The sequence below is a fragment of the Bacillus sp. MZGC1 genome (assembly GCF_002998605.1).
In the GTDB taxonomy this organism is placed as follows: Bacteria; Bacillota; Bacilli; order Bacillales; family Bacillaceae; genus Bacillus.
Genome location: NZ_PVRE01000004.1, coordinates 104,952 through 116,813 on the forward strand (window position 1 = coordinate 104,952; position 11,862 = coordinate 116,813).

Sequence of the window (11,862 nt, forward strand, 5' to 3'; positions counted from 1 at the left end):
CATTTGTTTTTTTAAAATAGATCATTTCAAGACAGAAAAAGGACGTTTCGCGACATTTTTATGTCAGGGAAGCGTTATTTTTTCTATCATAGACTTAGAAAGTTGAAAGGGGCGAACCAAATGATTACTCTCAGCGATTGCAGCTGCTGGTTTAAAGATAAGAAAAAAGTCGTGAAAGCAATGAAACACATGACGTTCTCCGTGAAGGAAGGGGAAGTCGTTGGCATCTTAGGAGAAAATGGTGCAGGAAAAACCACATTATTGCGCGCCGTAGCCACATTATTAGAGCCTACGCACGGAACAGTCACTGTCGCAGGCTTTGATACGGTGAAAGAAGCAACTGAAGTGAAAAAGCGAATTGGTGTTTTGTTTGGCGGTGAGACGGGGCTTTACGATCGTTTGACGGCACGAGAAAATCTTGAATACTTTGGCAAATTATATGGCTTAGACCAGCATGAAATCAAAGCAAGAATAGAGGATCTGGCAAAGCGTTTTGGGATGAGACAATATATGGATCGCAAGGTGAAAGGATTCTCAAGAGGAATGAAACAAAAGGTGGCAATTGCCAGAACCTTGATTCATGATCCTGACATTATCTTATTTGATGAGCCGACAACAGGCTTGGATATCACATCAAGTAATATTTTCAGAGACTTTATTCATCAGCTCAAGCAGCAAAATAAAACCATCCTTTTTTCAAGCCACATCATGGAAGAAGTCAGCCAGCTTTGTGACAGTGTCATGATGATTCATCAAGGAGAGCTTGTGTACAAAGGGACACTTCCAGAATTATATACACAGGAACAAAGTGATGACTTGAACTATATCTTTATGTCGAAGCTCGCTAGGGGGATTTCATAATGTGGAAAACCGTATTTTTAAAAGAAATGACAGATGCGCTAAGGGACAGAAAAACCTTACTCTTAACAGTGCTGATTCCTCTTTTGACGATGCTTGGACTGGTGTTCTTTTATGAAAGCATGATTGCAGATCCAGGGGATGAAACCTATACGGTCGCAATCAATGAAAAGCTTCCAACTGAAATGAATCAAATGATCAAAGAGGTCAAAAACCTCACGCTTGAAACATTTGATGACCCGCAGCAAGCTGTCAAAGAAGGGAAGGCGAATGCTTACCTGGAAATGCCGAAAGAGGCTGACGACATGCTTCAGCATCAAAAATCATTTGCGATTAAAATTCATGGGTACACAACAGATGATGATTCGGTCATCGCGGTTCAAATGCTGCAATCCTTACTGGAGCAGTATCAAAACCAAATCGTAGAAAAGCGTTTAGCCGCTGATCAAATCAATACATCTGTTATTCATCCATTTCAGGTGCAGGCCGTTGATGTAGAAGAAGGCGATGAAGGGGAAAATGGAATGACCGCTATGCTTTTGTCGATTCTCCTTCCGATGATTTTGGTGACCTCCGTTATCTCAGGAGCTTTGCCAGCTGCGCTTGATATTGTAGCGGGTGAAAAAGACCGGAAATCCATTGAAGCGTTGTTCCTGACACCTGCCAGCAGACTTCATATTCTCATAGGAAAATGGCTTGCTGTCTCCATGTTCGGGATTTTAAGTGGAATTGTGGCGATCGGCATGCTGCTTTTATCCACGCTGCTCTTTACAGAAAAGCTAAAACAAGCACTGAACTTTGGTGATCAAATGTGGAGCATTATCGCCGTCATGTTTGCGGCGCTTATCATCTTCTCATTCATGGTATCGATGATTGAACTGCTGCTCAGTGTCGTTTCAAGCTCAGTGAAAGAAGCGCAATCGTACATGTCCATGATCATTACATTAGGTGTGATCCCAATGTTCTTTACCATGAGAGCAGGTGCTACGCAGCTAGATACGTACTACTTTGCTGTCCCATTCCTTAATATTCATGCATTGTGTAAGCAATTGATGTTTGGCATCATCGATCCGATGTCCATCACTCTGACACTCGGCTCCTCAGCCCTCGCAGTCGTCATCTTGTTTGTCATCGTGAGAAGCTTGTTTATGAAAGAAAAGTGGATGCTTGCAAAATAAAGAAACGCCCTCTATGATAGAGGGCGTTTTCAAGTGAATGCCGATCACCGTATGTTTTAGTTTAAGAAACCGAATTGATCCAAGTTCTCTAAATAAAATTGAAAATACTCGTTATGAATATCAACTGGATATTCTTCTAACTCATTTTCAATAATTGCACCTACAATTAAAGCATTTAAATACCTATCAAGCTTTTCGCAGCTAGCTCTTACTTGAGATTCTGAAATATATAATCCATCTTTACTTTCTAAAATGATATCAATTCTTCTACCTTCTTGTTCATCAAGCAATAAGTGATTATACTCCCATTCTTTGACTCTCTTGGGGTTTAAGGGATGTTCACGATTATCAAGTATTTCTTCACGATGATTCTTTTTTTCCTCATTTGAAAACAATTGAATCAATATACTTGGATCATCTATGACAAAACATTTATATATCTTATTATACTCAAAGTGATCATCATTTACTAAATCTAAAATTTTTGTTTTTGAAAATTCTCTAGCTTTAAATTTAGACGTTATCATCTCAGCAACTCGTTCTTTAGTAAAAATCAATTGATCTTTTTTATATAAATACTGTTTATATAGCTTTTCGTAATTATACATGATTCACCTCTATTAATTATTTAACAGGACCTCCGTAGAATGAATGAGCTTTTGGAGTTCTTTTATAGGGATGCCAGTGATAATAATACCATGAGAGCAGGAGCTACGCAGCTAGATACGTATTACTTTGCTATCCCATTCTTAATATTCACGTACTATGTAAGTAATTGATGTTTGGCAGCGTGAGAAGTTTGTTTATGAAAGAAAAGTGAATGCTTGCGAAATAAAAAAGCTAAAAACTTGTAGATTTTTTCTGCAAGTTTTTTTATATCCAGAGATTCATATAAAAGAGGTTCACGATCGGACAAAAGAAATGGCATAATAGAAGGCGAAATGACATTATGATCCTAATTTAATTAAAGAGGTGATTGGTGTATGTCTTATCAAACAGATGATGATGATGTGCTAGAGTTATGTAATATATATGCTCAACAAACACACCATTTTGAAGCGTTTATTTTGGGAAACAGGAAAGGGTTATTGGAATTAAGAAAAGCGATAGATGAGGCATTAGAAACGGGTAGTTCCGTTGCACATTTATATCCATCTGATTTTGAAGGATATGAAACGTATGTTGCTTTAGTAGATGATGAGCAAAAGTTTGAGAAATTAATGGACCCTTATGTAGAGGAATACGCACAAGAGGAGGATGCGGTTGATCCGGTTGAGGTGATAAAAGAGTATGAAGCTGTAAAAGAAAATCCTTCATAATAGACCGTATCTTACTTTCTTGGCTGCAATTCGGAACTAAATATAGGGATCAAACAAAAAACCCCCGGCATCGGGGGTTTTTCATTAGTTCTTGATGAACTTTTCAACTAATGAGCTTGTTTTGTAATCGTTCAAATCAAGTTTCCATTGGTCGATGTCATTTTTCTTCATGTTGACTTCTACTGTTTCTTCAGAAGATGAAGGTCCTAATTTTTTGAACTCTTCTGGGTAGATTGAGAGTAAATATTTTTGTGCTTCATCATAAGAGGCTGTGCGGTTTTTGCTGTAGAACTCAGTCGCTTTTTCTTTTAAACGATCAACAAGCGGGCTTGCGTCAATTGGTGTGAGAGTCACAGTCACGACGGCTTTATCACCGCTGATTGATTTTGTTTTTGTTGAAACTTTTGATTTTTCAGCTAATGTTTCTTTCACAGCTTTTAGCAGCTTATCAAGGTTTTCATCTTTCGCTGAACTAGAAGAAATACCTGATGACGTGATGTAGCCTTGTTTGAATGATTTATTAAATTCGTTGACAACGGTTGATTTGTTATCACCTGTTAGTTTTTCGAACTCGTCGTTATTCTTACCAAAAATCATCACATCAATATAAGAAGAAAGGGCTTTTGCAGATGCTTGAAGTGTATCTGCTTTTTTCATTAAGTCTTTCCCTTTAATATCAAACTCTAGTGTTTTGTCATCTTTTTTAGAACCAGTGCCTGGCTCTGTGTATACAAGCTGATAGTCTTTGTCTTTATCAACAACAAAGAAAAGACCGCCTTTTGATACTTTGTCTGCATTTAGAGAGCTTGAAGATAATACTTCGTTGTAGTCATCTGGAGAAATCGTAGACACCTGTGCGTCATCTTGGTAAAGCGTAAAGTTGCTTTTATCAACATTGAGAGGCTCTTTGCTGATATTTTTTACAGATACGTTCACTTTTAATACATACTGATCATCCTGTACAGATGTATCGTATTGAGGTGGTAATGTGTATTCAGCACTTTCTACCTTTACCTCTGCTGCATCAAGGGATTTTGTATCTTTTTCCTTTGCAGCTGACTTTTCTTTTCCACCACTACAAGCAGCAGCGACAACAGTGACACACAAGATCAGAAGAAACAGGGATAATTTCTTTTTAAACATGACGTGTTTTCCTCCTCGGGTTTATGATGAATTTCATTGGAAAGCTTTAGTTCATATCGTTCTTTTTGCACAAAAAGAAAAATACTGTATGTTTTTTACTGTAGAATGAAGCGAAAGTACTGTCAATACTTCAGTGCGTTTCAAAGGTCGCACAGCTTCAAGTAGTAAAAATGACACTAAGTTGAGAGGAGAAACTTGTAATTTATTATTTGATATCTCCTGTAAAAACTCAACATTTTATATTTTAAGGTTTTGAGTCGGATTATTGAATAGGTTCAAATGACTGTTTTTGACGAAGGTGTAGCAATTAGAAGGATTTTTATCACTTGTAAATGAGTCTATAGTAATGAATATTTTTTCCTGTTATGTGTATGATCACTTGGTTTGTGTGTTGTTGGCAGAGAGACACATGTCCAGCAAAATGTTGAGGTGTTTAGACAGGCTCTCGACACTGAATGTGTCTTTTCCCGTCAAAATGGCAGTCATCTAGACAGAAAGACCACATAAAATAAAAGAGAAACGAAATGGAGGTGGATGTATGGCAGTGGTAAGAGCGACAAGCTCTGATATTGATCTAATGGCCAGACTGCTGAGAGCGGAGGCAGAAGGTGAAGGGAAGCAAGGGATGCTGCTCGTAGGAAATGTAGGCATCAACCGGTTGCGTGCCAACTGCTCTGACTTTAAAGGGCTGCGTACGATTCCACAAATGATTTATCAGGAGCATGCATTTGAAGCGGTCACGCATGGTTATTTTTATCAGCGAGCACGAGAAACGGAAAAAGCACTAGCGCGGAGGAATATTAACGGAGAACGATTTTGGCCGGCAAAATTCAGCCTTTGGTATTTTAAACCGCCTGGAAATTGTCCACCGACTTGGTACAATCAGCCGTTTGTGGCAAGGTATAAGTCGCATTGCTTTTATCAGCCAACCGGTGAAACATGTGAAAATGTCTATAACACCTTTTAGCTTGATGAACAGCACAATCCTCTTAGTCAACGATTGCAGAGGGTTGTGTTTTTCTTTTTTTCAAAATGGGTAACCATTGTGTATCAACAAGATGAAGCACGTGATTGGGGGAAATGAAGATGTATCAAGATTTAAAAGGAAAAACAGCCATTGTCACAGGTTCTTCAAAAGGAATCGGACAAGCCATCGCATTACGATTTGGACTAGAGCAAATGAATGTGGTTGTGAACTATAAAGGCGATGAAGAGGGTGCTGAAGAAACGGTACAAGCTATTCAGCAGCGCGGAGGTCAAGCGGTGAAAGTACACGCAGATGTCTCCAAAGAGGAAGGAATTCAAGCCATCATGGATACAGCACTGGAGCATTTCGGTACAGTAGATGTGTTCGTTAATAATTCAGGCTTTAATGGCGAAGAAGCGATGCCGCATGAGATGACGCTTGAACAATGGCAAAAAGTCATTGATGTCAATATCACAGGCGCCTTTTTAGGAGCAAAGGCTGCGATCGCCTATATGATGGAGCATGACATCAAAGGGTCCATTTTAAATATATCCAGTGTCCATCAGGAAATACCGCGCCCGTTCAATGTTCACTATTCCACTTCCAAAGGTGGAATGAATATGATGACGAAGACGCTGGCTCTTGATTATGCGGAAGCAGGGATTCGGATCAATGCGATTGCACCAGGTACAATGGGAACCGAATCGAATGATGATTTGCAGGATGAACAGAAAAAACAAAAGCAGCTTGAAAAGATTCCGATGAGAGCCTTTGGCGAACCGAAGGAGATTGGGTCCGCCGCTGCATTCCTCGTATCTAAGGAAGCTTCGTATATCACAGGCACCACCTTATTTGTGGATGGAGGAATGACGCTTTATCCTTCTCAAATCAATGATTAATACAAAAAGCATCCGCCCGATCAGCCGGCGGATGTTTTTTGTTCGTAGCGGTGTGCTGTTTTGGCTGGTTTGCCGAGCAGCATCGGATACTTGCTCAGGAAGGAGATACACGGCACCATAAGCAGCAAAGTCCCGATTGTATAAAAGAGTGTCCAAGAGAGCTGCGCTGTATCCGCAATATTGATACCAAGTCCATAATAAACAAATGCTTTCATGATATCGATGCCGGCAAACTGCAAGACAAGAATAACAATAGAATTTCGTCCGAGATACGTCAAAATTGGGGACGTTTTGAATTTAAAGCTTAAATAAATCACGGCAGCTGAACCGAGCAGTGCACATGCATAGAAAAGAAAGAGATCGCCATAGTCGTTAACGCGCATATCGATCCGTGAATTCAAGCTTTGCATGTAAGCCGTCAGTACAAGCAGACCTGTACATAGAAGAAGGGTTGGATCTGTTTTTAATTCCACAAACCATTGCTTTGCCAAAAATCCAATTGAATAAAACACAACAGCCGTCAAGGCGACATTGGCATTCCAAGGAAGACTTTGGTCTAAAAGCAATGTAGAGACATATCCAGCACCTCCGCAAAAAACGGTCAGTAAGATCAGGACAGCAGGTTTCCCTTTTGTCAGACGGTGCATAAAGAAAAATATAATTTCCACTAAAAAGAGCGTCGTTAAAAACCAGATGGCTGGGTTATGCGTGAGTCTAGCTTCATCTGCATTGGATATAAAAATACCTGTAAACGGAACGAAAGGGTCAATATCCGTTTGTCCCTTAAAGGCAAAAAAACGAGTAACGGAGAACCAGAAAACATACGTAATGATGGAGAAATAGAGATAGGGTAAGAGTAAGCTCTTGGTTTTCTTCTGAATAAATGACAGAGCAGGGTGTGAGGATGATCGAAACATCATGCCTGATAGTAAAAAGAAAAGCGGCATATGAAAAGAGTAAATGAATTGCTTTAAAGAATCTGGAATGGGCACATGCGCCATGACCACGAGCAGAATGCCGATTCCTTTAGCCGCATCGACCCAATCGAGTCTCTTTTTCATGGCCTGTCATCTCCTTCCTTCTAGCGTCGTAAACGATTCTTTGAATATGTACCTCTACTATATAAAAGGTACACCCCTTATGCGTTTACAGTTCGCTAACGATTAGAAGACACATTTGCGATCAGATGACAGACGGAAGGATTTTGACATCTTGATGTTACATTTCCCATTTTCTATGACAATGATAAAAAGAAGCCAAGGGGATTGGCTTCAAAATAATTCTGCGATTCGTTTGAAGGAGCGCTGTTTTTCGATCGGATCAAAGGAATTGTTTAGAATCATGATGTCATCCGTTTGATAGCGGTCCATCAAGCTAAGTAATTGGTCTTTCACCGTTGCCTTTGAGCCAACAATCATCCGCTGGCGGTTTTGTAACACTTTTTTCTTTTCCTGCGTGGTGTAGTGATAGGAACTGGCTTCTTCTATAGAAGGTACGCGGCTGTCCAGTCCTTTTTCAACACGCAGCAGCCATAAATCTGTACTGCTGGCGATCTGGTCGGCCTCTTCATCTGTTTCACCACAGATGACAAAAACAGCAAACATAGCGTGCGGCTGCCCGGAAAAGACAGATGGAGAAAAGTGAGACCGGTACGTCTCAAATGCTTGCTTGCCGCGTGCAGGGTGGATAAAATGACCAAAAATATAGTTGATCCCAAGCTCCGCCGCCTGCATGGCACTATTTTCTCCTAGCCCAAGCAGCCAAACCGGCGGATGAGCATCAACAAGCGGAGAAGCTTTGACTCCTGCATGCGGGTGCCCAGAAGGCAGGCTGTCTGATAAGTAAAATAGAAGATCCTTCAGCTGGCGGTCAAACTGAGACAGGTCTTTATGCACGCCGTCCGTCAAAGCCAGTCTCGTCCTTTCAATCCCGCCCGGAGATTTGCCGACACCGATTTCAATTCGTCCAGGATAAAGGGCCTCAAGCTGCCGCGTGACCTCTGCTACTTTAAAAGGGCTGTACTGCGGAAGTAAAATGCCGCCAGACCCGGTACGTAAGGTTGATGTATGAGCGGCAATATGAGCCATTAATATTTCAGGTGCTGTACTAGCGAGCCCTCTTGTGCTGTGGTGTTCAGCAAACCAATAACGCTCATACCCAAGAGTTTCCGCAAGCTGAGCCAGCTGCGTTGTGTGAATCAATGTCTCTTGGGCTGTCTGACCTTTAGGAATAGCGACTTGATCTAATATGTGAAGTGATGGCATCATCAACATCCTTTCATCGACACGGTCAATGTTCTTCATCTCAAGTATAAAGAAATCCATGAATAGAAGGAAACGAAAGGGTTTATCTCTCGATCGCAAGCTTTTATATTTTCTATATCAACATATAAAACCAACGTGAAATGATGCCTACACTTCGTTCATTCAGCTAGAGCTGCTTACCGGGAACATTCGACAATGTTTCACATGAAACACTTCATTTACGACATGAACCATTTTCAACATGGATCTTTCGTTAAAAAAATATCATCTGTTTGAAACCTATCTTGAACATAGATCGTATATACTAGTAAATAGAAAAAAGAGTAAGAGGCTCCAATGTCATATCATGAATTTTGTCGAATTTTCATGTATGATAATTTTAATAGGGTCCATCGCTTAATAAATAGATTTTTATTATGCTGGAGGAGTGATTGATTTGGCGATTACATTAGAAAAAGGTCAACGTATTGATTTAACAAAAGGCAAAGCAGGGCTAACGAATATTCTTGTTGGACTTGGCTGGGACCCTGTATCACAAGGCGGCGGATTTTTAGGAAAGCTGTTTGGCGGCGGAGGCGGCGCTGATGTTGATTGTGATGCTTCAGTTCTCATGCTGAAAAATGATAAGTTTACGGAAAATAAAGATTTGATTTATTTTGGCAACTTGAAAAGCAAATGCGGCAGTGTCGAGCATACAGGTGACAACCTAACTGGTGAAGGAGACGGAGATGATGAACAAGTCCTCGTCAACTTGAGCAAGGTGCCAGGCAATGTGAATAAATTGGTGTTTGTTGTGAACATCTATGATGCACTAAGAAGAAATCAACATTTTGGTATGATTCAAAATGCGTACATTCGCATCGTGGATCGTTCAAACAATCAAGAATTAGTGAAATATAATTTAAAAGATGAGTATGCAGGGAAAACATCGTTAATCGTTGGAGAGCTTTATCGTCATGAGAATGATTGGAAGTTTGCGGCTGTTGGAAACGGTACAAATGATGCGAAGCTTGCCGATATTACGAGAAACTATATTTAATCAGAAGGGAGAGATTCCTAGTGGGAATTTCTTTAGCGAAAGGTCAAAAAATTGATTTAACAAAAACGAATCCAGGTTTAACAAAAGTGGTCGTCGGTCTTGGCTGGGACGTCAATAAGTATGACGGCGGACATGACTTTGATCTAGACGCAAGTGTATTTCTTTTAGATGCAGCAGGTAAGGCAAGCTCTCCATCGGATTTTGTCTTTTACAATCAAACAACTGGCGGTGGCGGCAGTGTCGTACATACAGGCGATAACCGCACTGGTGAAGGAGACGGAGATGACGAGCAAGTCAATATCGACTTATCAGCTGTACCAGCGAGTATTGAGAAGATTTCATTTGTCATTACGATTCATGATGCGGAAGCGCGCAGTCAAAATTTCGGACAAGTAACGAACGCATATGTGCGTATTTTAAATGCGGCATCAAATGAAGAACTCATTCGCTACGATTTGGCAGAGGACTTCTCCATCGAGACAGCGATTATTGTAGGTGAATTATACCGTCATGGCGGGGAATGGAAATTCTCAGCTGTCGGATCGGGCTATCAAGGCGGACTTGCCCGCATTGCAACGGACTTCGGTTTAGATATCGGGTAACGGCTAGTTTCATATTTTCAAAGACAGGAGAGGTACGAATATGGCGATTCAGCTTTCAAAAGGACAACGTGTCGATTTAACAAAAACCAACCCAGGGCTGACGAAAGTGATGATCGGTCTTGGCTGGGATACGAATAAATATTCTGGTGGAGCCGAATTTGATTTGGACGCTTCGGCTTTCTTAGTCGATGCAAACAATCGTTGTCAGCAAGACACAGATTTTGTCTTCTATAATAACCTTCAGCACCCAAGCGGCAGTGTCACTCATACAGGTGATAACCGGACGGGCGAAGGAGATGGAGATGATGAGCAAATTCTCGTTGATTTCTCAAAAATTCCTGCTAACATTGATCGTATCGGAATTACAGTTACGATTCATGATGCAGAGACGCGCAGCCAGAATTTTGGACAAGTCTCTAATGCGTTTGTTCGTGTTGTAAATGAAGAGGGCGGGGAAGAATTGATTCGCTTTGATTTAGGGGAAGACTTCTCAATTGAAACAGCTGTTGTGGTATGTGAGTTGTACCGCCACGGAAGCGATTGGAAGTTTAACGCCATCGGAAGCGGATTCTCTGGCGGACTTGCAGCTCTTTGTCAAAATTATGGGTTAGAAGTGTAAACGATAGAAACAAATCGATTCAAGTGGCGCTGCCAATGACTCATATGAGGGCCTTTTCCAAAGTGAGAAAGAAACAGCGGTCAAGAATAACAGCAGGCGAAAGCCTGCTGATGCTTCTACACTTATAGGAGGAAAACCAGTTGGATATTTTGAAACATATGTTGGACACGTATGCCTCGTTTTTTGATTGGCATATGTGGGCAGAGGTATTAACAAACCCTGTCTCTTGGGGGCTTATTGGGACCCTTGTTGTGCTTGAAGGATTGTTATCAGCAGATAACGCGCTTGTATTAGCTGTCATGGTGAAACATTTACCAGAAAAGCAGCGTAAAAAGGCATTAACCTACGGATTAATTGGCGCTTATTTCTTCCGTTTTCTATTCATTGGCGTAGGGATGCTGCTTATTAAGTTCTGGTGGATTAAGGTCCTCGGAGCTGCATATTTAGCATGGCTTGTCATTAAGCACTTCTGGTTAGGTGACGGCGATGACGAAGCGAAGGAATTGAAAAAAGAAGGCTGGATGATTCGTGTATTTGGCGTGTTTTGGGCAACTGTTATTTCTGTGGAAATTATGGACCTTGCCTTCTCGGTGGACAGTATTCTTGCGGCATTCGCTGTATCTGAGGAAGTATGGATTCTGCTATTAGGCGGAATGCTTGGAATTCTCATGATGCGTACAGTGGCACAGTTATTCCTTGTCCTCATTGACCGTATTCCAGAGCTTGAGAATACAGCGTTTATTCTCATTGGAATTATTGCCATCAAAATGGGCTTAAGTGCTGCTCATATTGAAATTCCGCATGTCGCATTCTTTGCAATTATTATCCTAGCATTTATCGGGACGTTTATTGTTCATAAAATCAATAAGAAGAAACATCAAGATGTGACAAACGAAGCTGCGGCTTCAAAAGAAGAATAGGACGATCAAAAAGGAATGGAGTTGACTAGCGGCTCCATCCTTTTTTGAATCATC

General features: G+C 40.8%; 13 protein-coding genes. 9 read left to right on the forward strand and 4 right to left on the reverse strand.

The features are described from left to right. Positions 1-120: 120 nt before the first annotated feature. Positions 121-861: an ATP-binding cassette domain-containing protein gene (locus tag C6Y06_RS13830; protein ID WP_024427223.1), complete on the forward strand. Its 741-nt coding sequence runs from the start codon at positions 121-123 to the stop codon at positions 859-861. Further along, positions 861-2,036, forward strand: coding sequence for an ABC transporter permease (locus tag C6Y06_RS13835; RefSeq protein WP_060595471.1), 1,176 nt, complete (start codon positions 861-863; stop codon positions 2,034-2,036). The genes C6Y06_RS13830 and C6Y06_RS13835 overlap by 1 nt, the downstream gene beginning before the upstream one ends. A 56-nt stretch (positions 2,037-2,092) precedes the next feature. Here C6Y06_RS13835 and C6Y06_RS13840 read toward each other — a convergent pair whose 3' ends face one another. Further along, positions 2,093-2,644 carry a hypothetical protein gene (locus C6Y06_RS13840; protein WP_106037061.1) on the reverse strand — a complete coding sequence of 184 codons (552 nt, stop codon included), beginning with the start codon at positions 2,642-2,644 and terminating at the stop codon, positions 2,093-2,095. A 375-nt stretch (positions 2,645-3,019) separates the two neighbouring features. Here C6Y06_RS13840 and C6Y06_RS13845 point away from each other — a divergent pair, with 375 nt between their 5' ends. Further along, complete coding sequence (locus C6Y06_RS13845; RefSeq protein ID WP_060595472.1) at positions 3,020-3,355, forward strand: hypothetical protein; 336 nt, start codon at positions 3,020-3,022, stop codon at positions 3,353-3,355. Positions 3,356-3,439: 84 nt separating this feature from the next. Here the strand turns inward: C6Y06_RS13845 and C6Y06_RS13850 are convergent, their stop codons facing one another. Continuing rightward, on the reverse strand, positions 3,440-4,498 hold the full coding sequence (locus tag C6Y06_RS13850; RefSeq protein ID WP_060595473.1) for a DUF4352 domain-containing protein: 1,059 nt from the start codon (positions 4,496-4,498) through the stop codon (positions 3,440-3,442). Between the two features lie 538 nt (positions 4,499-5,036). Here C6Y06_RS13850 and C6Y06_RS13855 point away from each other — a divergent pair. Both C6Y06_RS13855 and C6Y06_RS13860 read left to right on the forward strand, forming a co-directional pair. Further along, positions 5,037-5,465, forward strand: coding sequence for a cell wall hydrolase (locus C6Y06_RS13855; protein ID WP_034664257.1), 429 nt, complete (start codon positions 5,037-5,039; stop codon positions 5,463-5,465). 119 nt (positions 5,466-5,584) lie between these two features. After that, on the forward strand, positions 5,585-6,364 hold the full coding sequence (locus C6Y06_RS13860; protein WP_106037062.1) for a glucose 1-dehydrogenase: 780 nt from the start codon (positions 5,585-5,587) through the stop codon (positions 6,362-6,364). Positions 6,365-6,384: 20 nt separating this feature from the next. Here the strand turns inward: C6Y06_RS13860 and C6Y06_RS13865 are convergent, their stop codons facing one another. Beyond that, a complete protein-coding gene (locus C6Y06_RS13865; RefSeq protein WP_106037063.1) occupies positions 6,385-7,425 on the reverse strand; it encodes an acyltransferase family protein in 1,041 nt (346 codons plus the stop codon). A gap of 210 nt (positions 7,426-7,635) precedes the next feature. Further along, positions 7,636-8,628, reverse strand: coding sequence for an LLM class flavin-dependent oxidoreductase (locus C6Y06_RS13870; protein ID WP_106037064.1), 993 nt, complete (start codon positions 8,626-8,628; stop codon positions 7,636-7,638). 436 nt (positions 8,629-9,064) lie between these two features. Between C6Y06_RS13870 and C6Y06_RS13875 the strand changes: the two genes are divergently transcribed. The 4 genes from C6Y06_RS13875 (at position 9,065) to C6Y06_RS13890 (ending at position 11,808) form a co-directional block, all read left to right on the forward strand. Then, positions 9,065-9,667, forward strand: a complete 603-nt coding sequence (locus tag C6Y06_RS13875) for a TerD family protein (RefSeq protein ID WP_034664249.1) — start codon at positions 9,065-9,067, stop codon at positions 9,665-9,667. A gap of 20 nt (positions 9,668-9,687) precedes the next feature. Continuing rightward, complete coding sequence (locus tag C6Y06_RS13880; protein WP_034664247.1) at positions 9,688-10,269, forward strand: TerD family protein; 582 nt, start codon at positions 9,688-9,690, stop codon at positions 10,267-10,269. 40 nt (positions 10,270-10,309) lie between these two features. Then, positions 10,310-10,888, forward strand: coding sequence for a TerD family protein (locus C6Y06_RS13885; RefSeq protein ID WP_034664245.1), 579 nt, complete (start codon positions 10,310-10,312; stop codon positions 10,886-10,888). Positions 10,889-11,028: 140 nt separating this feature from the next. Then, positions 11,029-11,808: a TerC family protein gene (locus tag C6Y06_RS13890; RefSeq protein ID WP_106037065.1), complete on the forward strand. Its 780-nt coding sequence runs from the start codon at positions 11,029-11,031 to the stop codon at positions 11,806-11,808. The last annotated feature ends 54 nt before the right edge of the window (positions 11,809-11,862 follow it).